The following is a 21,176-nucleotide window of genomic DNA, read 5'->3' as shown; positions in this document are numbered from 1 at the left end:
GCCCGCTCCAGCTCCGCGACCAGAGCACCCGCACCCGCGGCCGCCCCGCCACGCCGCGACACCAGCACCAGATCCCGCACCCCATGCCGCTCCACCAGCCGCCGAGCCACCAGCGCACCCAGCCCACCGGTCCCACCCGTCACCAGCACCGCACCCGACGGAACACCGGAAGGCGCCGAGACCGGACGGCGGACCAGTCGCGGGACGAGCACGGTGCCGTCCCGTCCGGCCAGCTCGGTCTCACCGGCGGCCACGGCCGCGGCGAGCAGGTCCCAGCCGGAGAACCCCTCCGCGACCTCCGCCAGCACGAACCGGCCCGGCTGTTCGGTCTGCGCCGCCCGTACCAGGCCGCGCACCGCGGCGCTCGCCGGGTCCTCGCCCCGGGTGAGGCAGACCAGCCGCGAACCGGCGAACCGCTCGTCGCCGAGCCAGCCCTGCACGAGGTCGAGTGCCTGCCCGACCGCGTCGTGCGCGGAGTACGGCAGGTCGTCGGGGTCGGCGTGGCAGGGGGCGAGGACCAGGTCGGGGACGCCGGCCGCGCTCATCTCGGCCAGTGAGGCGAGGTCGTAGTAGCGGGGCGGGTCGATCCCGGCCGCCGCCAGTTCGGCGCCGATCTCATCGGTCAGCTCGTCGGAGCCTGCCAGCGCCCAGCGCGCCTCCGGGGTCCCGGCCACGGCCGGTTCCACCCACTCGACGACGTGGGCGGCGAGGCCGGCGGGATCGGCGGCGCGGGCGTTCCTGGGCATCCGGCGCAGGACCAGCGTGTCCGTGCCGCCGATCCACTGACCGGCGCCGTCGAAGATCGTCAGCGAGACGCGGTCGTCGCCCGAGTCGCCGATCCGCACCCGCAGGGTCCGCGCGCCGGTCGCCGTCACCCGGACCCCGTTCCAGGAGAACGGCAGCAGCAGGCCGGGGTCGTCCGCCGCGTCCAGCACGACGCTGTCCAGCACGATGAGGTGCAGCGCGGCGTCCAGCAGCGCGGGGTGCAGCGTGAAGCGTCCGGCGTCGCCGTTCACCGGCTCGGGCAGGGTCACCTCGGCGAACGCGTGACCGTCCGCGCGCCAGGCGGCCGTCAAACCCTGGAAGGCGGGGCCGTAGTCGTAGCCGCGCTCGGCCAGTCGTCCGTACAGGTCCTCCAGGTCCACGGGTTCGGCGTCCGGCGGCCACGCGACCGGCCCGGAGGAAGGCGCGGCGGTGCCGGGGCCGAGCAGGCCGGTCGCGTGCCGGGTCCAGCCGGCCTCGGCGTCGCCGGCCGCCCGGCTGTGGACGGCCACGGTGCGGCGGCCCTGCTCGTCCGGCCCGCCGACCGCGATCTGCACGTGTACGGCTCCCGTTCCCGGCAGGAACAGCGGGGCCTCCAGGGTCAGGTCCTCGACCTCGTCGCAGCCGGCCGTGGCCGCCGCCTCCAGCGCGAGCTCCACGAAGGCGGTGCCGGGCAGCAGGACAGTGCCGTCCACGGCGTGGTCGCCCAGCCAGGGCGCGGTGGCCAGGGACAGCTGTCCGGCCAGCAGGAACCCGTCGTCGGCGGCCAGCGGCACGCTGGCGCCGAGCAGCGGGTGGGCGGAGGGGGCCAGCCCGCCGCCGGCGGCGACCGGTTCGGCGTCCAGCCAGTGCCTGGTCTTCTCGAAGGGGTAGGTGGGGAGCCCGTCGTGGTGGCTCGTCGCCGGGCCGAGCGCCGCCGCCCAGTCCACGTCCGCGCCGAGCGTCCAGGCCTGGGCGGCGGACCTCAGCAGGCGCTCCGCGCCGCCGTCGCCCCGCCGCAGCGTGCCCGTCGCCCCACCGGCGGCAGCCCCGTGCGGGCCCGTGACGGAGGCGAGGGTGTCCTCGACGTGCCCGGTGAGCACCGGGTGCGGGCTGACCTCGACGAACACCGGGGTGCCCGAGCCGGCCAGTGACTCCACCGCCTGCCGGAACAGCACCGGTCGCCGCAGGCTGGTGAACCAGTAGTCGGCGGTCAGCCTGGCCGGGTCGATCGTGCCGCCCTCCAGCGACGAGCAGAACGCGACCTCGGCCTCCCGGGGACGGATGCCGTCGAGCGTCTTGAGCAGCTCCTCGCGCAGGTCGTCGATGTGCGGGGTGTGGGCGGCGTAGCCGATGGCGACCCTGCGGATCCGTACGGCGTCGCCGTGAGCGGCGGTGAACTCCTCCAGCGCGTCGGCGTCGCCCGCCACGACGGAGCTGTCGGGCCCGCTGTGGATGGCGAGCCAGAGCCTGCCGGCCCACGGCTTCAGCATCCGCGCCGCCTGCTCCGCGTCGACGGGCAGAGCGAGCATGCCGCCGCGGTCGCCGAGCCGGGTCAGCGCCCGGCTGCGCAGGACCACAATCCTGGCGGCGTCCTCCAGGGAGAGCGCGCCCGCCACGCACGCGGCCGTGATCTCACCCTGGGAGTGGCCGAGCACCGCGGCCGGCCGGACGCCGAGCGAACGCCAGACCTCCGCCAGGGACACCATGACCGCGAACAGCGCGGGCTGGATCACGTCCGACCCCTCCAGCGCGGGCGCGCCGCCGGCGCCGCGCAGCACGTCCTCGACCGACCAGCCGGTGTGCGGGCGCAGCGCCTCCTCGCAGCGCAGCAGCGCGGCCCGGAACGTCTCGTCGGTGTCCAGCAGGTCCACGGCCATGCCCGCCCACTGCGAGCCCTGACCGGGGAACACGAACACCGGCCGGGCCCCGGCAGCGGCGACCCCGCTCACCACCGCGGCGCTGGACCCGCCTTCCGCCAGCGCGGCCAGCCCCGCCACCAGCTCGCGCCGGTCCCCCGCCACCACCACGGCGCGATGGCCGAAGCCCGCGCGCCGGGCCAGCGCCCGCCCCGCATCCGCCAGGTCACGATCGGCGACGCCTTCCGCGTACGCGAGCAACCGCGCCGCCTGCGTCCGCAACGACTCCGCCGACCTCGCCGACACCGGCCACACCAGCGGACCGTCAGATGGCGGCGGCGGCTCGGCCGGCGCGCCCTCCAGGATCACGTGCGCGTTCGTCCCGCTCACCCCGAAGGAGGAGACCCCGGCGCGCAGCGGACGCTCACCCGGCAGTTCCACCGCCTCGGTCAGCAGCCGCACGCCGCCGGACTCCCAGTCCACGTGCGGCGTCGGCTCGTCGGCGTGCAGGGTCGGCGGGAGCGTGCGCCGCTCCAGCGCCTTGACCATCTTGATCACGCCGGCCACCCCGGCTGCCGCCTGGGTGTGCCCGATGTTCGACTTGAGCGACCCCAGCCACACCGGCCGATCCTCGGCACGCCCACGCCCGTACGTCGCCAGCAACGCCTGCGCCTCGATCGGGTCGCCCAGCGTCGTCCCGGTGCCGTGCGCCTCCACCACGTCCACGTCGCGGGCGTCGAGCATCGCGTCGGCCAGGGCCGCCCGGATCACCCGCTCCTGGGCCGGGCCGCTCGGGGCGGTCAACCCGTTGGAGGCGCCGTCCTGGTTCACGGCGCCGCCGCGGATCAGGGCGCGGACCGGGTGGCCCAGGCGGCGGGCGTCGGAGAGGCGCTCCAGCAGCAGCACCCCCGCGCCCTCGGCCCAGCCGGTGCCGTCGGCCGCGGCCGAGAACGCCTTGCAGCGCCCGTCGGCGGCCAGCCCGCCCTGCCTGCTGAACTCCACGAACATCCCGGGGCTGGACATCACGGTCGCGCCGCCGGCCAGCGCCAGCGAGCACTCGCCGCGCCGCAGCGCCTGCACCGCCAGCACGATGGAGACCAGCGAGGACGAGCAGGCGGTGTCGGTGGTGAGCGCCGGGCCCTCCAGCCCGAAGGTGTAGGAGAGGCGCCCGGAGACGACGCTGAGCGCGGTGCCCGTCAGCAGGTGGCCGTCGGCCAGGCCGGCGGTCCGGTGCAGGCGGGGGCCGTACTCGGGGGCCATCGCGCCCATGAACACGCCGGTGCCGGAGCCGCGCAGGGCGGCCGGGTCGATCCCGGCCCGTTCCAGCGCCTCCCAGCAGATCTCCAGCAGCAGCCGCTGCTGCGGGTCCATGGCCGCCGCCTCGCGCGGGCTGATGCCGAAGAACGCCGCGTCGAACCGGTCGGCGTCGTACAGGAAGCCGCCGTACCGGGTGTCGCTGGTGCCCGAACGGTCGGGGCCGGCGGCGAAGAGCGCGTCCAGGTCCCAGCCCCGGTTGGCGGGGAACTCCCCGATCGCGTCGGCGCCTCCGGCGGCGAGCCGCCACAGATCCTCCGGCGAGGCCACCCCGCCCGGGTACCGGCAGCCCATCCCGATCACCGCGATCGGGTCGTCCAGCTCCGCCCGCGCGGGTCGCGGCGCGGCCGGGCGCGAGGCTGACGGGGCGCGCTGCGAGGCGGTGAGCAGGGCGTACAGATGATCGGCGAGGCGGGCGGGCGTCGGGTGGGCGAACAGCAGCCCGGTCGGGAGCTTCAGCCCGGTCGCCTCGCGGAGCCGGTCGCGCAGTTCGAGCGAGGTCGCCGACTCGAAGCCGAGGTCCTTGAAGGTGCGGGCGGGCTCGACGGCGGTGGCGTCCTCGTGGCCGAGCAGCCGGGCGGCGGCGCCCCGGACCAGTTCCCGCACCTCGTCGAGGGTCCGCGTCTCCCGGGGCCCGTCCGGGTTCCGCGCGTCCCCGGAAGCGGACGGGACGTCCTCCGTCCCGGACGGGACGGGCCGCGCCGCGTGCGGGACGGCCGGCGTGGGCGGGTACGGCCGCCGCTGGAAGGGGTACGTCGGCAGGTCCGCCATGCGGGCCCGCGGGATCTCGCGCACGGCCGGCCACTCGACCGGGGCGCCGGCGGCGTACGCGCGGGCGAGCGAGCGCAGCACCCGGTCGGGCCCGCCCTCGCCGCGGCGCAGCGTGCCGACCACCGCGACCTCGTGCCCGGCCTCCTCGCCGGTCTCCTCGACGGCCGCGGCCAGGACCGGGTGCGGGCTGCACTCCACGAACAGGTCGCAGCGTGACTCGATCGCCGCCCGGACGGCCCGCGCGAACCGGACCGGCCTGCGCAGGCTGCGGTACCAGTAGTCGGCGTCGAGCCCGGCGGTGTCCATCGGCTCGCCGGTGAGCGTGGAGACGAACGTGGTCGCGGCGCTGACCGGCCGGATCGGGGCCAGCGCGGCGAGCACCTCGTCGCGTACCTGCTCGACCTCGGCGGTGTGGGAGGCGTAGTCGACCTGGATGAGCTTGGCGCGGTGGCCGTTCAGCCGCCCGGCCAGCTCCGTCAGCGGCTCGCGCGGCCCGGCGACCACGACCGAGCTCGGCCCGTTGACCGCCGCCACCGACAGCCGCTCCGCCAGCGGGCCGATCGCCCGCTCGACCACGTCCAGGGGCGCGGCGACCGACAGCATGCCGCCCCGGCCCGCCATGCCGGCGATGGCGCGGCTGCGCAGCGCCACGACCCGGGCCGCGTCGGACAGGGTGAGCGCGCCGATGACGGTCGCGGCGGCGATCTCGCCCTGGGAGTGGCCGACGACCAGGTCGGGCTCGACGCCGTGGGAGCGCCACACCTCGGCGAGCGCGACCATGACCGCCCAGAGCGCGGGCTGGACCACGTCCACCCGGTCGAGGCCGGGCGCGCCGGGCCGCTCGCCGAGCACGTCGATCAGGGAGTGGCCGGTGTGCGGCGCGAGGGCGTCCGCGCACTCAGCGGCGCGGGCGGCGAACACCGGCGACGTGGCCAGCAGTTCGCGGGCCATCCCCGGCCACTGCGACCCCTGACCGGGGAAGACGAACGCGCGCCGCCCGCCGGTGGCCTGCCCGAGGACGACGTCGTCGTGCGGCCGGCCGCCGGCCAGCGCCCGCAGCCCGGACAGCCTGGCCGCCACGTCCGCGCCCAGCACCACCGCGCGATGCTCGAAGGCCGCCCGGCTCCGCAGCAGGCCGGCCGCGATGCCGGCCGGTTCGGCTTCCGGTTCCGCCGCGACGTCCGCGAGCCGGGCCGCCAGCTCGCGCAGCGCCTCCTGGCTCCGCGCGGTGACCACCCAGGGCCGGTCCTCCAGGCCGGGACCGGCCACGGCGGGCGGGTCCGCGTCTGGCCGCCCGGTCACGGGGGGCTCGGCGAGCAGGAGATGGCAGTTGGTGCCGCCCATGCCGAAGGAGCTCACTCCCGCCACCAGCCGCTCGGCCGCGGCCCAGGGTGCGGTCTCCCGTACCACGCGCAGGCGCAGATCCGTCAGCGGGATCTCCGGCGGCGGCGAGGCGAAGTGCAGGCTGGCGGGCAGCTCGCGGTGCTTGATGGCGAGCACCACCTTCAGCAGCCCGGCGATGCCGGCCGCGCCCTCCAGGTGGCCGATGTTGGTCTTGACGGAGCCGACCGGCAGCGGGTCGCCGTCCGGCCTGGCCGTCCCGTACGCCGCCCCGAGCGCGGCGGCCTCCACCGGATCGCCCACCCTGGTGCCGGTGCCGTGCAGTTCGACGTAGCCCACCTCGCCCGGCGCCACGCCGGCGTGCGCGCAGGCCAGCTTGATGGCCTCCTCCTGCGCCCGCCCGCTGGGCACGGTCAGCCCCTCGCCGCCGCCGTCGTTGTTGACCGCGCCGCCGAGGATCACGGCGTGCACGGTGTCGCCCTCGGCCAGGGCGTCCGCGAGCCGCTTCAGCACGACCACGGCCCCGCCCTCGCCGCGCACGTACCCGTTGGCGCGGCTGTCGAAGACGTGGCAGCGGCCGTCCGGTGACAGCGCGCCGAAGCTGCCGATGGCGTCGGTGGTCTCGCCGCTCAGGTTGAGGTTGACGCCCCCGGCCAGCGCCAGCGCGGTCTCGCCCCGGCGCAGGCTCTCGCACGCCAGGTGCACCGCGACGAGCGAGGACGACTGTCCCGCGTCGAGGGTGAGGCTGGGGCCGCGCAGGCCCAGGAAGTAGGAGACCCGGTTCGCGATCATGGCTCGGTTCGCGCCGGTGTAGGTGTGCCTGCCGGGTTCGACGCCGGCCCGCGCGAGCAGCGCGGAGTGGTCGTTCGAGATGGCGCCCAGGAACACCCCGGCCGAGCCGCCGCGCAGCGCGTCGGGAGCGGTGCGGGAGCTCTCCAGGGACTCCCAGGCGAGTTCGAGCACCAGCCGCTGGTGCGGGTCCATCGCCGCGGCCTCGTTGGGCGAGATGCCGAAGAAGGCCGCGTCGAACCCGTGAACATCCTGGAGGAAGCCGCCCCGGCGGTACTCCGTCGCCTCGGGCCACCGGTCCTGCGGCGCCTCGGTGACCGCGTCCACGCCCTCGCGGAGCAATCGCCAGAAGGCCCCGGGGTCGGCTGCTCCGGGCAGGCGGCAGGCCATGCCGACGACGGCGATCGCGTCCGGACCGCCGGGGGCCACCGGCCCCATCGACTCGTCACCCATCAATTCGCCACCCCAAGCCTCTGGCATCTGGAAGCCGCCGCTCGATCCGGAACGACCGTGCATGACCACCCGCCGGCCGACGATTTTTCGTTTGTCCGAGTGCGGGCGTCGCTTAGTTATGCCGACTTTAAGGCGGGACTTCTCGTCCGGCCCATGGCTTGTTGCTGGCACATTGTTGCCGCCCATACTTGCCATCGGGCCCGGCCTTTCCGGCCTTGACCCGGGTGCTTCCCGTCCGCGATGAATAACAGGCGGAGAAAGCCGGTTCGAGGAGACCCACATGTCGGCCGAGGAGCCCCTGAGTCATGGCCAGCTCTTCAGCTGGCGCGAGATCGACCGTTATCCACCGGGCTGGGGTCACGAGGCGAACCTGGCCTCGACCTGGGACCTGCGCGGCCTGTCCGAGGCGCGGGTCGACCAGGCGCTGGAAGGGCTCGTGCGGCTGCACGAGACGCTGCGCACCACGTACGGGACGCGGGACGGCGTGCCGTTCCAGCGCGTCCACGAGGAGGTGCGGCTGCCCGTCGAGCGGGCGGACCGCCAGGTCGCCGACCCCACCGAGCACGAACGGGTCAAGCGGGAGCGGCTGACGATCCCGTTCCCGATGACCGGCGACCTGAACTGGCGGGCCCTGCTGGTCACCTACAAGGGCGCGCCCATGTACCTGAGCCTGACCTTCTCGCACCTGATCGTGGACGTGTGGTCCATCCATCACCTCCAGGACCAGTTCAAGGCGCTGGTGGCGGGCCAGGGGGCCGCGATCGAGACCGGCTTCACCCCGCGCGAGCTGGCGCGGCGGCAGCACGCGGAGTCCTGGCGGCCCAGGCAGGCGGCGTCCGAGCGCTACTGGCGCGACGTGCTCGCCGGCGGCCTCATGGACCGGTTGCCGACGCTGCCCGCGCGCGCCGAGAAGGAACGGCTGGAGCTGACGCTGACCTCGCGCCGCCTGGGCGGGCTGGCCGCGCTCGCCGGCCAGGCGCACGGCGTCACCCCGCCGGCCGTGATCATGGCGTTCGTCGCCGCCGGCCTGGCCCGGCACCTGGACACCGACCGGGTCACGATGAGCCTGATGTCGTCCAACCGGTTCGCCCAGGAGGACCAGCACAACATCGGCACGATGAACCAGCTCATCCCCTTCGTCACCGCCGTGGACCACGGCGCCACGCTCGCCGAGCACATCAAGCGCCTGCACTGGGCGAGCGCCAAGGCCTACCGCCACTCCTGCTACGACCTCGACCGGGTCGCCGAGACGGCCGCGCTGGCCGGAGAGGACCCCGGGCACGACTGCTGGGTCAACCACCTGTTCCGGGCCTGGTTCAACTACGTGCGGGTGGACCGGCGCCCCGCCGACCCGGCCGACCAGACCCCGGCGACGCTGGCGTGGACGCCGCTGGCCCAGAGCTACGGGCAGGCCTTCCGGGTGCGCGTGGAGGTGGACGACGGCGAGACCCGGGTGCTGATGCTGGCCGACCCCGACGTGCTGCCGCCCGAGGCGATGATCGACATCATGCGGACGCTGGCGCTCGGCCTGCAGCTCGCCGTCACCGACCCCCAGCGGGTGCTGAAGGACCTGTGGAACGGGCAGCTCCGGGACCTCCCGGAGGCGCTGTTCCCCCGCGAGCCGCCCGAGCGCGCGGCGCGCGCGAGCTGAACCGACGATCGGAGAGACCCGTGGCACGCACCCTCCACCAGTGGTTCGCCGACTCCGCCGCCCGGTACGGCGACCGGATCGCGCTCGAGACCGGCGGCGACCGCCTCACCTACGCCGAGCTGGACGCGCTGTCCGCGCGCCTGGCGGCGGAGCTGGCCCGCGCTCCCGGCGGTCCCCCCGCCAGGGCGGGCCTGTACGCGGCGCGCGGCCCGCTGGCGTTCGCCGGCTACCTGGCGATCCAGCGGCTCGGCGCGACCGCGGTGCCGCTGAACCCGGCCGTGCCGGACGCCCGCAACCTCGCCGTCGCCACCGCAGCGGGGCTCGACGTGGTGCTGGCCGACGCGTCCCTCCGCCCGCCGCCCGGCCTGCCGGCCCCGGTGCTGGCTATGGACGCCGACGGCTCCGGTCCCGGCGGTTCCGCGCCTCCGGCCGAGGGTGATCCGGACGATCTGGCGTACGTGCTGTTCACCTCGGGCTCGACCGGCGTCCCCAAGGGCGTGCCGGTGCGGCACCGCGGCGTCGACGCCTACCTCCGCCATGTGATCCCGCGGTACGGCCTGGGCCCCGGCTGCCGGGTCTCCCAGACCTTCGACCTGACCTTCGACCTGTCGGTCTTCGACATGTTCGCCACCTGGGGAAGCGGCGCGACGCTGGTCGTGCCCGGCAGGTACGACCTGCTCAAGCCGGTCGCGTTCGTGAACAGGGAGCGGCTGACCCACTGGTTCTCCGTGCCCTCGGTGGTCTCGCTGGCCATGCGGCTGCGCCGGCTGACGCCGGACGCCATGCCGTCGCTGCGCTGGAGCCTGTTCTGCGGGGAGCCGCTGTCGCTGCGCCAGGCCGCCGCGTGGCAGACCGCCGCGCCGGGAAGCGTGCTGGAGAACCTGTACGGCCCGACCGAGGTGACCATCAGCTGCACGCAGTACCGGCTGCCCGCCGACCCGGCCGACTGGCCGCGCACGGCCAACGGCACCGTGCCCATCGGCCTGCCGTACCCGGGCGTCGAGCACGTGGTGCTCGACGGCGAAGGGCGGCCCTCCGACGAGGGCGAGCTGTGCCTGCGCGGGGTGCAGCGCTTCCCCGGCTACGCCGACCCGGCCGACGACGCCGGGCGGTTCACCTCGTTCGACGGGGTACGGGCCCGCGACGGCGAGCCGGTGACCGGGCAGTCCTGGTACCGGACCGGTGACCGGGTCGCCTGGCGGGACGGCCTGCTGGTGCATCTCGGCCGGCTGGACCAGCAGGTGAAGATCTCCGGCCACCGGGTGGAGCTCGGCGAGATCGAGGCGGCGCTGCGCGCCCGGCCGGGCGTGCACGAGGCGGTCGTCCTGGCCCTGCCGGGGCCGGACGGCGAACTGGCGCTGGAGGCCGCCTGCACAGGGCACGGACTGGACGGGGTGGCCCTGGCCAGGGCGGTCACCGGCGTGCTGCCCGGGTACATGGTGCCCCGGTCGGTCACGGTGCTGGAGGAACTGCCGCTCAACCCCAACGGCAAGGTGGACCGGCGGGCGGTCGCGGGCACCCTGCGCGACGCGTGAACCGCGGCCCGGCGACCGAACGTCGCCGGCCGCGGCTCGTCAGCGGCGGGTGTCGAACGCGGCTCGTCAGCGGCTGCTCGTCAGCGGCGGGTCATCAGCGGCGGGTCATCAGCGGCGGGTCATCAGCGGCGGGTCATCAGGGGCGGGTCATCAGGGGCGGGTCATCAGCGGGGACAGGGCCGCCCACAGCGAGGCCACGGTGGCGAACGTCTTCTCGTCCAGGATCTCGTCGGGCACCTGCACGCCGTAGAGGTCCTCCAGGTCCACGATCAGCCGGACCACGCCCATCGAGTCGAGTCCGAGGCCGGCCAGGTCGTCCAGGGCCGACAGCACCCCGGAGTCCACGAACGGCAAATGCGACCGCAAAATATTCAGGAACTCGTGAGGTATTTCAAAACTCGTCATCCGGGACCTCACCAAGAAAGTCTGCTCACGAAAATTCTCGGCGGCCCCGGCGGCCCCGGTCAAGGCGCCGTCCCCGTCCGCCACTGGCAGGTAGTGGCGGCCTGTTCCGGCCAGCGGGAATGGCTTGTCATCAGCGTCGCGGCGGCGAATTCTCAATCTTGTCGGCCTGTCCTCATTGACGCGGCGGTGGAGGCCCCAATTGTCCGCTGTGAAGTCCGCGAACCTCTGCTGGGGGCATCGCTACATGTGGCTGCGGATCCATCAGCTGCCGCCCCGGCACCAGCACGAGTCGCACATCCTGATGCGCTTCCTCATGCCCGCCGGCCTCACGGCCGCCGGCTGCCGCGCGATCCTCCTGTCGCTGACCCGCCGCCACGAGGCGCTGCGCACGACCTTCCCCGCCGACGGCGGGCCGCGGCAGCGGGTGCACGCCCCCGGCCCCTGGCCGATCGCCTGGGCGAGCGTGGAGCGGGACGGCACCCCGAGCCCCGCCGAGGTGGTCGAGGAGCTGAGCGCCAGGCCGTTCGACCTGGCCGCCGAGTGGCCGATCCGCGCCTGCGTCATCACCTCGGGCGGCGTGCCGAAGCAGGTCGTCCTGGTCTTCAACCATCTGGCCGTCGACATGTGGACGCTGAAGCGGATCGAGCACGAGCTGTGGACGCAGGCGGAGGGCGTCGCCTCCCGCCGGCCCGTCTCGCTGGGGCCGGTCCGGCACCAGCCCGCCGACCTGGCCCGCTGGGAGGCGACCGCGGAGGCCGCCGGGCTGGCCGCCGACGCGCTGGCGTACTGGGAGAAGCAGGTCGCGCTGCTGCCCGCCGATCCGTTCGCCGCCCGGCGGCGGGCGGCGCCGCCCGAGGAGGCCAGGCACGCGACGCTGACCTCGCCGTCGCTGCTGGACGCCGGCCGGCGGATCGCCGCCAGGCTCAAGGTGTGGCCGTCGGCGGTGCACCTGGCCGCCCACACCGCCCTGCTGGCCGCCTACACCGGCCAGGGCGCGGTCGGTCAGCTCGCGTTCGCCGGCAACCGCGGGTCGCACGCCTTCCAGGAAGTGCTCACCTGCATGTTCTCCCCGATGCTGATGCGGGTCGGCTGCTCCGACGATCCGCCGTTCAGCGAGCTGGTACGGCGGGTGGCCGACGAGAACGAGCAGGCCGCCCGGCACGCGTACGTGCCCTACGACGAGGTCGTGGAGCTGGTGTCCCGCGAGGGCTCCAGGCGGGGGGAGCCGGTGCGGCTGGGCTCGGAGGTCAACTTCCTCAACCAGCGCACCCTGGCCTGCGGGGGCAGGCGCACCACGTTCGCCTGGAACCGGGCGCCGGAGGCGTGGGCGCACTACGGCGCCGACACCTACCTGCGGATCGACGAGTGGCGTGACGCGGTCGTGCTCGGGCTCCAGGCGGCCTCCTCCGTCATGGACGCCGCCGCCATGGAGGCGTTCCTGCGCGGCCACGAGGCCCTGCTGCTGGCGCACGACGACCCGGACACCGACCTGCGGGTCAGCCAGGTGGCCGAGCTGGCCGGCTTCGATCCCGCGGGCCCGCCCGCACCTCCCACGCCCGTTCCCGCCGCGGCGGAGCCCGCCGTGCAGGCGCTGACCGGGGCGGTGTGCCAGGTGCACGGCCTGGCCGGGGTCGACCCGTCGGACGGTTACGTCCTCGCGGGCGGCCGCGTCCTGCGCGCCCCCGAGGTGCTGGCCCTCCTGCGCGAACGCGGCTGGGAGGGCCTGACGCCGCGCGCGCTGGCGGAGCCCACGCCGCTGGCCGTCCTGGCCGGCCTGCTGGCCCCGGTACGCCCCAGTGCCGCCGAACCCGAATCATGATCCACCAGGAACTCGGAGTGTAGAAACATGGGTAACGTTCTCAGCGACCGGGTGACCAAGACGCACCGGCTCGTGGCATCTGAACAGGAGCTCCGCGAGACGATCAGCCGGGAACTGGCCGCCGCGGACCTCGGCGAGCCGGTCATCATGGGCGGCCACTTCATGCTCTTCGAGGACGACGCCACCGGCCGCCTCGTGCCCGGCGTCATCGAGGAGCAGCACGACGAGACCATGCGCCGGCGCGTCACCGGCCGCGTGGGGATCTTCCCCCGTTACACCTGGCGCCTGTCGCTGGACCTGGCCAGGCCCTACGTGGAGTCGGGCGTGGGAGCCCGGCTGCTGCTGCTGATCAACGACTGGCAGTACGTGCCGAGGACCGGCCGGCCGGCGAGCGAGCTGCGCGCGGAGTTCTTCGGGGGGTTCGCCGAGCTGCCCGCCGCGTACCGGGACGACCTGGCGCAGGCGGGCCTGTCCGCGGACCTCGTGCTGCCGAGCCGCAAGCACCCGCTCGCCTTCCCCGAGACCTGGCTGAAGTACCGGTTCCAGAAGGCGGCCGACAAGTTCGTCAAGCAGGGCCTGCTGGAGAAGCGGTTCCTCGGCGCCGACGAGCCCGCCGAGCCTGACCAGCCGGGCCGGGACACCGAGGTGGCCTTCCTGGACGCCGACGGCAACTACCGCACGCTGATCAGCTGCGGCGTCACCGGCTGCGCCGGCGAGATCACCGAGATGATCGCCGAGGTGCACCGGGCGGGCCACCGCACGATCCTGATCTTCGCGCCGGGAGAGTGCCTGATGCCGGTGCGGACCGGGGTGGAGATCGCGCTGAGCCTGTACGGCCTGCGCGGCATGCGGGTGGTCATCGCCGACCCGGGCGGCAGCGGCGAGATGACCGAGGACGAGATCTACGGCAACCTCGTCTCGGTCCACACGTTCAGGAGCTGATCACCATGAAGATCATCTACTTGGACAACTGCGCCACGACCCGCGTCGACGACGAGGTGGTCGACGCGATGCTGCCCTTCCTGCGGGAGGACTTCGGCAACCCGTCCTCCCCGCACCTGCTGGGCAAGCGCGCCCGCAGGGCGGTGGACGCCGCCACCGAGTCGGTGGCCCGGCTGATCGGCGCGGACCCCGAGGACCTGGTGTTCACCTCCGGCGCGACCGAGAGCAACAACCTCGCGCTGCTCGGCATGTTCGGCCACGAGGAGCGGGCCCCCGTCAACGCCGCGATCTGCCCCACCGACCACAAGTCCTCGCTGTCGATCGGCCGCGCGCTGGCCGGCCGGGGCCTGGCCGTCAGGGCGATGCGGGTGGGCGGGGACGGCCGGATTGACCTCGGTCACCTGGCCGGGCTGCTCGACCCGTTCTCCCGGGTGGCCACCGCCTGCTGGGTCAACAGCGAGATCGGCACGATCCAGCCCGTCCGGCGGATGGCCGCGCTCTGCCACGACGCCGGCGCCCTGCTGCACGTGGACGGCGCCCAGGCGGCCGGCCGGATCCCGATCGACGTGCGGGAGGCCGGGGTCGACACCATGGCGATGTCGGGGCACAAGCTGCGCGGCCCCAAGGGCGTCGGCGCGCTGTACGTCCGGCCGGAGATCCGGCGCAGGCTGCGGCCCGTGCTGTTCGGCGGCGGGCAGTACGCGCTGCGCAGCGGCACCATCCCGACCCATCTCGTGGTGGGCATGGGCAAGGCGTGCGAGCTGGCGGCGGCCGGGATGGCCGACGCCTGGCGGCGGGTGCGCGAGCTGCGCGCGACGGCGCTGGACCTGCTCATGACCGGCTTCCCCGGCGTCCGCGTGAACGGCGCCCCGGACGGTGACCCGGACGGCGCCCCGGACGGTGACCCGGACGGCGCACTGAACGGCGCAATGAACGGCGCACTGAACGGCCACCCGGACGGCCACCCGGACGGCCGTGTGCCGCACGTGCTGAACGTCGTGCTGCCCGGCGTGCGCGGCGAGAGCCTGGTGTCGAGCCTGCGCTCGGTGGCGCTGTCGACCGGCTCGGCCTGCAACTCCGGCTCCCAGGAGCCCTCCCACGTCCTGACGGCCATCGGCCTGGACGCCGAGGACGCCAACAGCTCCGTACGGATCTGCCTCGACTCCCGGATGCCCGCCGAGGACCTCGTCCTGGGCCTCGAACTCGTCCTGGGGCGGGCCCGCGCCCTCGCCGGCGTGGTCATGACGGCGAGCGGGCCCCGCGGGTAGCGATGCGCCCGCTCGCCGCGTCCCGGCGGAGGAACGCGGCGGGCGGGACGTCACCCGGCGGCGCCGAGATAGCGCCGGGCGGCCTGCACGCCGGCCTGGAACCTGCTGGTCGCGTCCAGGTCCCGCATGAGCGTGGCGATGTGCCGGCGGCAGCTCCGCACCGACATGCCGAGCTTCCTGGCCACGACCTCGTCGGTGTAGCCCTTGGCCATCAGCGCGGCGATGGCCTGCTGGAGGTCGTCGGCCACGTTGGCGTAGCCGACCTCGACGCCCTCCAGCGGGGTGGCGGTCTCCCACAGGTGGTTGAACAGGTCCAGCAGGAACTGGGCGATGCCGTGGTTGCGCACGCGGGCCACGCTGGCCTCGCCGTCGCCGTCCACGCCGAACATGACGACCAGCGCCCGGTCGAACACCACCGCCGACCTCGGGACGTGGCTGACGGTGAAGACGGCGGCCCCGGCGTCCGTCAGCCGCTTGAGCAGCATCCGGGTGGAGACGTCGGCGCGGTTGCGATGCTGGCAGATGATGCGCACCGCCACCCCTCTGGCCAGGAGCGCCAGGTACATCTGCGACAGGTCCTCGACGTCGCCGCCCCCGGCCTGCATCGCCAGCACCTCGTCGCGGCAGGCGTCACCGGCCGTCTTCAGGAAGCCGCGCACCTCCATGGCCCCCACCAGGTACTCCACGGCACTGGCCGCCGAACCGTGGCCGGCGCCCGCGTACTCCGACCGGAACGCCCCCATGCGCTCGCGGATCTGGTCGATCAGCTCGCGGCGCTGGTAGATCTCCCGTTCCACCGAGGACACCAGGGAGGCGGCGGCCAGCTCGGGGTCGACCGGCACGAACCGGCGGCCCTCGCTGTCGTCGACCCTGAGCAGGCGGCTCTCCACGAGGCTCGCCACGGCGTCGCGCACCTCGCGGACGCTCAGCCCGAGATCGGCCGCGGCCAGGTCGACGGCCTCGATCGCACCTTTGCGGGCCGCGTAGCGGTACACCCCGGTCACCACGCCGCCGTCGGCGGGGGATCTGTCCGGGAACAACGTCGTCACACTCATCGATCGGTCTCCCTCTCACTGTCCATGAACCGCTCGGCCACCGAGATGACGTACCGGCCGTAGCTCGACTTCTCCAGTTCGACGCCGAGCCGGTGGCATGCCTCGGCGTCGATGTAGCCCATGCGGAGCGCTATCTCCTCAAGGCACGCGATGCGGACTCCCTGCCGGCGTTCCAGCAGTTGGACGTACTGGCCGGCGCGGAGCAGCGTGGCGGGGGTGCCGGCGTCGAGCCAGGCGGAGCCGTGGCCGAGGTCGACCAGCTTCGCCTTCCCCCGTTCCAGGTAGGCGCGGTTGACGTCGGTGATCTCCAGCTCGCCGCGCGCCGACGGCGTGAGGTTCTTGGCGATGTCGACGGCGTCGCCGTCGTAGAGGTACAGGCCGACGACGGCCCGGTTGGAGCGGGGCGCGGCGGGTTTCTCCTCGATGCCGAGCAGCCGGCCGTCGGCGTCGGTCTCGGCGATCCCGTACCTGCCGGGGTCGTGCACGGGGTGGCCGAACAGGACGCAGCCGTCGACGGCGCGGCACTCCGCGCGCAGCACCTCCTGGAAGCCGTCGCCGTGAAAGACGTTGTCGCCCAGGATGAGCGCGACCGGGCCGCCGGCCACGTGGTCGGCGCCGAGCACGAGCGCCTCGGCGATCCCGTTCGGCTCGGCCTGCTCGGCGTACGTCAGGCGCAGCCCCAGCCGGGAGCCGTCGCCGAAGAGCCGACGGATCTGCGGCAGGTCCTCCGGGGTGGAGATGAGCAGGATGTCCCGGATCCCGGCCAGCATGAGCACCGACAGCGGGAAGTAGATCAGCGGCTTGTCGTTGACGGGCAGCAGCTGCTTGGAGACAGCGAGCGTCGCCGGGAGGAGCCGCGTGCCGCGCCCTCCTGCCAGCAGGATCCCCTTCATGTGACCATCCCTCTCCCGCGCTCAGGTGATCCGGGTGCGCCGGTCGAACACGATCAGGGAGCCGCCCAGCAGCAGGACGGCCATCCCGGTGAGCACGGCCACCTCGGGCAGGACCGCGCCGAGGCCCGTGCCGGGCCGGGCGAGCGCGAGCAGCGCGTCCATGCCCCAGGCGTGCGGGAAGGCGTGCCCGATGGCGTTGATGACCTCGCCGGACGCCTCGCGCGGCCACAGGCAGCCGCCCAGCATGCCCAGCACCACGCCGAGCGGCGGGCCGATCGCGGGCGCCTGGTCGGGCGAGCGCAGCAGCGTGCCGACCAGGACCGCGGCGCCGGTGGCGACCAGCGCGAACACGCCCACGACGACGGCCACCGCGAACGGGTCGCCCCACGACACGCCGAACGCCAGCGAGCTCACCACCATGATCAGCACAGCCTGCGCGGCCGCGACCAGGAACCTGCTGACCACCTCGCCGAACAGCACCGACCGCCGGGGTACGGGAGCGGTGAGCGCGCGCTGCAGCATGCCCAGCCGGCGGCTCTCCACGAGGGCGGCGGCGACCGCCATGGAGTTGATGAAGGTGAACAGCAGCAGGTTCGCCGGGGCGGTGTAGGCGAAGCCGCCCGGGTCGCCGCCGCCGGTGGCGACGTCGGTCACCGCGACCCGACCCCCCTCGGCCTGGGCCTGGCGCACGTACTCCGCGGCCTGGGCCTCGCCGGCGCCCGCGGCCCTGGCCGCCCTGGTGGCCTCCAGCACGGCGGCGACCCGGCCCACCGAGACGTCCACGGCACTGCGGGCCGCCATCCCGCTGCCGTTGGCCTGCGCCAGGACGAGCTCCAGCCTGGTCGAGCCGGACGGGATGACCAGGCCCGCCGCGAGAGCTCCTTCGCGTACGCCGGAGCGCAGGCCGTCCGGGGTGTCCACGGGGACCACCTCCAGGTCCGGGTGGCCGCGCAGCTCGGCCAGCACGGCGGCGGCGACCGGGTCCCGCTCGTCGGCGACGACGCCGACGGGCAGCCCGGCCGCGCCGGTGGCGCCGCCGATCGCCATGCCGACGAAGACGATGGACACGAACGGCATGATCACGATGAAGAACAGGCCGACCCGGTCGCGGGTGAGGCGCCGCAGGTTGGCGGCGACCAGCGCCGTCACCGGCCGGGGACGGCCGCGGGGCAACGGGTTCACAGCAGCAGTCCCTTCCTGAAGCCGGCGACGGCCAGACCTCCGGCCGCCAGCGTGATCGCGCACAGCACGCCGATGGGCCCGGCCACCGCGGCGACGGAGCCGCTCGCGCCCGCTCCGGCCAGCTCGGCCAGCGCCGTGGAGGTCCAGCCGTTCGGGGTGAGCAGCGCCACCGTGCGCAGCGGCTCGGGCAGGTCGTAGAGCGGCACCAGGCTGCCGCCGAAGAACGCCGCCACGAACGAGACGACCATGATCGCGCCGTCGGCCTGGGCGTCGGTCCGCACCCGGCTGGCCACCAGCATGGTGATCGCGGCGGCGGCCAGCACGTGCGCGACCAGCACCGCGAACACCGCGACCGGGTCGCCCCAGGTGGTCGAGAAGATCAGGGTGGAGGAGGCCCAGCAGACGCAGACGCTCACCACGCCCAGCCCGAACCCGACGGCCGCCTTGCCGGCGACCGGCACCCACGCGGCGACGGGGCCGGCCCTGATCCGGTCGAGGGTGCCCAGCTTGCGCTCGGTGAGGAGACCGCGGAACGAGGCGCCCACCACGAAGAAGGCGAACAGCGCCGCCATCCCCGACCCGTAGTGGACCGACAGGTCCACCTTGCCGCCGGACAGCGGGTCCGCTGCCAGGGTGAGCGCGGGCCCCGCGGCCCCGTTGCGCTCCACCAGCTCCTTGACCTCGTCCCCGGGCACCCCCGCGCGCAGGACGGCGCGCACGGCCAGGGTCCTGGCGTCCACCACCGCCGAGATGCGGTCCACGACGGCGCTCGCGACCACCCCGGCCAGCGGCGACTCGTGGGACGTCAGCACGGCGACGTCGCCGCCGCGCCCGGCCCCGACGCTCCGGCTGAACCCGGCGGGGAACACGATGGCCGAGCCGATCTCGCCCGCGTCCAGGGCCCGCCGCGCCTGCTCCTCGCCGGGCAGGTCGCGCAGCGTCACGGACCCTTTCAGCTCCTCCGAGGCCAGCACCTCGCGCCGCACCGAGGCGGGGAACTCGCCGCCGTCCAGGTCCACGAACCCCACGGTGGCGCGCAGCGGCGGGTCGTCGCCGCCGAGTGCCAGGCCGAACAGGGTGGCCAGCGTCACCGGCACGATCACCGCGATGACGATCGCGGTGCCGTCGCGCAGCCGGGTGCGCAGTTCCAGCGCGCTCACCGTGAGAATCGCCCGCCACATGGTCAGTCCCGCAGGGAGGCGCCGGTGAGGTGCAGGAAGGTCGCCTCCAGGTCGGGTTCGATGACCTGGGTGGCGGTGACCGTGGCGCTGCCCTCCACGGCGGTGATGAGCGCGGGCAGCAGGTACCTGCCGCCTTCGGCGATCAGCCGTACGGACCCGTCCTCGGTCCTGGCGGCCTCGACGACGCCCTCGACGGCGCGGAGCTTGGCGAACGCCGCCGGCACGTCGCCGTCGAGCACCAGCTCGACCTTGTCCGCCGTGCCCACCATGGCGATCAGCTCACGCCTGGTGCCCTCGGCGATGATCCGGCCGTGGTCGATGATCGCGACCCGGTCGCAGATCCGTTCGACCTCCTCCATGTAGTGGGAGGTGTACAGCAGGGACATGCCCTCCCGGACCAGGAGCTCCAGCCCGTCCAGGATCGCCTTGCGGCTCTGCGGGTCCACCCCGACGGTGGGCTCGTCCAGGATCAGCACGGCGGGGCGGTGCAGGAGGGCGGCGCCGATGTTGATCCGCCGCCGCATGCCTCCGGAGTACGTGTCGAGCCTGCCGTCGGCCCGGTCGGTCAGGCCGATCAGGTCGAGCACCTCCTCGATCCTGGCGGCGAGCGCGCGCCGGGGCAGGCCGAAGAGCCTGCCGAAGAAGCGCAGGTTCTCCCGGCCGGTCAGCTCCGGGTACAGGGCGATCTCCTGCGGCACGTAGCCGATCGCGGCCTTGGCGCGCCTGGGGTCGGCGGCCAGGTCCGTGCCGCCGACCAGGACGGTCCCCGCGTCGGGGCGGAGCAGGCCGACGAGGATGGAGATCGTCGTGGTCTTGCCGGCGCCGTTCGGGCCGAGCAGTCCGTACGCCTGGCCCGGCGCTATGGAGAAGCCGACGTCCTCGACCGCCGTCACGTCCCCGTACCTCTTGCGCAGGCCCTCGCAGGTCAGCGTCGCGGTCATCGCGGCCTCCAGCCGTCGGCGGCGGTGAGTCCCGGCGGGTCGCCCTTGTCGGCGACGTTGCCCGCGCACACCTGGCGCGTCAGGTCGGCGCCGAGCTGAAAATCGAGCGGGCTGTTGCCGGTGATCCGGTTCCACAGCACGTGGTTGTCCAGGGCGTCGTCGCCGCCCCACTCCTTGGAGGAGCCGATGACGAACGCCGCGCCCATCACGGACTCCCCGCTGGGGTGGTTGTCGTGGATGCGGTTGTCGACGACGCTGACCCGGTGGGTGCCGATCAGCGCGAGGCCGACGCCGGAGATCGGCGGCCCGGCCGCGCCGAGCCCGCCCGGCTCGGCGCCCGCGGCCAGGCCGTTGGCGCGCAGGTCGTTCCCGATCACCAGGCAGTCGCGTACGCCGCCCTCCGGCTCGCCCTCGTAGACCTGGTTGAGCAGCAGCATCCCGATGGCGTTGCCGTGGCAGGAGTTGCGCACCACCCGCGCGCCCGAGGAGTTGTCGACGAAGAGGCCGAAGGCGTTGGCGAAGCTCTCGTTGCCGGTGATCAGCGCGTCGGAGCGGGGGCAGAAGCTGAGGGCGACGCCCCCGTACTGGCTGCCGGAGGCGCGGCAGTCCCGCACCACGCAGCCGCTCGACTCGCGCAGGTAGACGCCCCAGACGGCGTTGTCCTCGGCCGCCACCTCGCGCACGGTCACACCGGCGACGGTGTGGGCGTAGACCCCCGCCCCGGAGAAGCCGCGCACGGACAGGCTCTCCACGCGCACGTCGCCGACGCGCTCGCCGTGCACGGTGACGCCGCTGACCACGTCGGCGGTGGCGTCGTGCAGCGGGGGCACCCCCGCGGGGATCCCCGCGCCGGGCTCCAGCACGGTCCGGCCGGGCCCCGCCCCGGTCAGGGTCACGCCGGCGTGCCTGATCCACACGCTCTGCGGGTAGCGGCCCGCTTCCAGGCTGATCCGCGCCCCGGGCCCCGCCTCGTCCAGCGCGCGCTGGATCGACTCGCCGGGCCGGACCGTCATCTCCCGAGTCATCACACGCTCCC

13 protein-coding genes are annotated in these 21,176 nt (G+C 74.4%); 5 read left to right on the top strand and 8 right to left on the bottom strand.

Annotated features, from left to right (window positions below):
• A partial coding sequence (locus OUY22_RS26605) for a type I polyketide synthase (protein ID WP_270157904.1) occupies positions 1 to 7,268 on the bottom strand: 7,268 nt, incomplete at its 3' end.
• A gap of 280 nt (positions 7,269 to 7,548) precedes the next feature.
• Here OUY22_RS26605 and OUY22_RS26600 point away from each other — a divergent pair.
• Positions 7,549 to 8,919 carry a condensation domain-containing protein gene (locus tag OUY22_RS26600; protein ID WP_270157903.1) on the top strand — a complete coding sequence of 457 codons (1,371 nt, stop codon included), beginning with the start codon at positions 7,549 to 7,551 and terminating at the stop codon, positions 8,917 to 8,919.
• 20 nt (positions 8,920 to 8,939) lie between these two features.
• Positions 8,940 to 10,454, top strand: a complete 1,515-nt coding sequence (locus OUY22_RS26595) for an amino acid adenylation domain-containing protein (RefSeq protein WP_270157902.1) — start codon at positions 8,940 to 8,942, stop codon at positions 10,452 to 10,454.
• 150 nt (positions 10,455 to 10,604) lie between these two features.
• Here the strand turns inward: OUY22_RS26595 and OUY22_RS26590 are convergent, their stop codons facing one another.
• Positions 10,605 to 10,799, bottom strand: a complete 195-nt coding sequence (locus tag OUY22_RS26590; RefSeq protein ID WP_270157907.1) for a phosphopantetheine-binding protein — start codon at positions 10,797 to 10,799, stop codon at positions 10,605 to 10,607.
• A gap of 268 nt (positions 10,800 to 11,067) precedes the next feature.
• On the opposite strand from OUY22_RS26590, the gene OUY22_RS26585 reads away from it, so the two are divergent.
• The 3 genes from OUY22_RS26585 to OUY22_RS26575 are packed head-to-tail and all read left to right on the top strand — an operon-like array spanning position 11,068 to position 14,888.
• The gene (locus OUY22_RS26585) at positions 11,068 to 12,678 is read left to right on the top strand and encodes a condensation domain-containing protein (RefSeq protein ID WP_270157906.1); all 1,611 of its coding nucleotides are present in this window, start codon (positions 11,068 to 11,070) and stop codon (positions 12,676 to 12,678) included.
• A gap of 27 nt (positions 12,679 to 12,705) precedes the next feature.
• Positions 12,706 to 13,620: an LPD16 domain-containing protein gene (locus OUY22_RS26580; protein ID WP_270157901.1), complete on the top strand. Its 915-nt coding sequence runs from the start codon at positions 12,706 to 12,708 to the stop codon at positions 13,618 to 13,620.
• 5 nt (positions 13,621 to 13,625) lie between these two features.
• The gene (locus OUY22_RS26575) at positions 13,626 to 14,888 is read left to right on the top strand and encodes a cysteine desulfurase family protein (RefSeq protein WP_270157900.1); all 1,263 of its coding nucleotides are present in this window, start codon (positions 13,626 to 13,628) and stop codon (positions 14,886 to 14,888) included.
• Positions 14,889 to 14,938: 50 nt separating this feature from the next.
• Here OUY22_RS26575 and OUY22_RS26570 read toward each other — a convergent pair whose 3' ends face one another.
• The 6 genes from OUY22_RS26570 to OUY22_RS26545 all read right to left on the bottom strand — a co-directional run.
• Entirely contained in the window at positions 14,939 to 15,943 is a 1,005-nt protein-coding gene (locus OUY22_RS26570; RefSeq protein WP_270157899.1) for a hypothetical protein, read from the bottom strand.
• On the bottom strand, positions 15,940 to 16,836 hold the full coding sequence (gene rfbA, locus OUY22_RS26565; RefSeq protein WP_270157897.1) for a glucose-1-phosphate thymidylyltransferase RfbA: 897 nt from the start codon (positions 16,834 to 16,836) through the stop codon (positions 15,940 to 15,942). The genes OUY22_RS26570 and rfbA overlap by 4 nt, the downstream gene beginning before the upstream one ends.
• A gap of 21 nt (positions 16,837 to 16,857) precedes the next feature.
• Positions 16,858 to 18,018 carry an ABC transporter permease gene (locus tag OUY22_RS26560; RefSeq protein ID WP_270157896.1) on the bottom strand — a complete coding sequence of 387 codons (1,161 nt, stop codon included), beginning with the start codon at positions 18,016 to 18,018 and terminating at the stop codon, positions 16,858 to 16,860.
• Positions 18,015 to 19,199, bottom strand: coding sequence for an ABC transporter permease (locus OUY22_RS26555; RefSeq protein WP_270157895.1), 1,185 nt, complete (start codon positions 19,197 to 19,199; stop codon positions 18,015 to 18,017). Before OUY22_RS26555 ends, OUY22_RS26560 begins: the two co-directional genes overlap by 4 nt.
• 2 nt (positions 19,200 to 19,201) lie before the next feature.
• Positions 19,202 to 20,140 carry an ABC transporter ATP-binding protein gene (locus OUY22_RS26550; RefSeq protein WP_270157894.1) on the bottom strand — a complete coding sequence of 313 codons (939 nt, stop codon included), beginning with the start codon at positions 20,138 to 20,140 and terminating at the stop codon, positions 19,202 to 19,204.
• The coding region (locus OUY22_RS26545) for a right-handed parallel beta-helix repeat-containing protein (RefSeq protein ID WP_333486796.1) at positions 20,137 to 21,176 on the bottom strand (1,040 nt) is incomplete at its 5' end. The genes OUY22_RS26550 and OUY22_RS26545, both read right to left, overlap by 4 nt.

It is taken from the genome of Nonomuraea corallina, assembly GCF_027620315.1.
Lineage (GTDB): Bacteria > Actinomycetota > Actinomycetes > Streptosporangiales > Streptosporangiaceae > Nonomuraea > Nonomuraea corallina.
This window is presented reverse-complemented; position numbering and strand designations above follow the sequence as displayed.

What these genes read in the sequence shown, in the direction of transcription:
- OUY22_RS26580 (WP_270157901.1), top strand. Translation starts at nt 12,706, where the DNA reads ATGGGTAACGTTCTCAGCGACCGGGTGACCAAGACGCACCGGCTCGTG.
- OUY22_RS26555 (WP_270157895.1), bottom strand. Translation starts at nt 19,199, where the DNA reads ATGTGGCGGGCGATTCTCACGGTGAGCGCGCTGGAACTGCGCACCCGG.
- OUY22_RS26570 (WP_270157899.1), bottom strand. Translation starts at nt 15,943, where the DNA reads ATGAGTGTGACGACGTTGTTCCCGGACAGATCCCCCGCCGACGGCGGC.
- OUY22_RS26550 (WP_270157894.1), bottom strand. Translation starts at nt 20,140, where the DNA reads ATGACCGCGACGCTGACCTGCGAGGGCCTGCGCAAGAGGTACGGGGAC.
- rfbA (WP_270157897.1), bottom strand. Translation starts at nt 16,836, where the DNA reads ATGAAGGGGATCCTGCTGGCAGGAGGGCGCGGCACGCGGCTCCTCCCG.
- OUY22_RS26600 (WP_270157903.1), top strand. Translation starts at nt 7,549, where the DNA reads ATGTCGGCCGAGGAGCCCCTGAGTCATGGCCAGCTCTTCAGCTGGCGC.
- OUY22_RS26575 (WP_270157900.1), top strand. Translation starts at nt 13,626, where the DNA reads ATGAAGATCATCTACTTGGACAACTGCGCCACGACCCGCGTCGACGAC.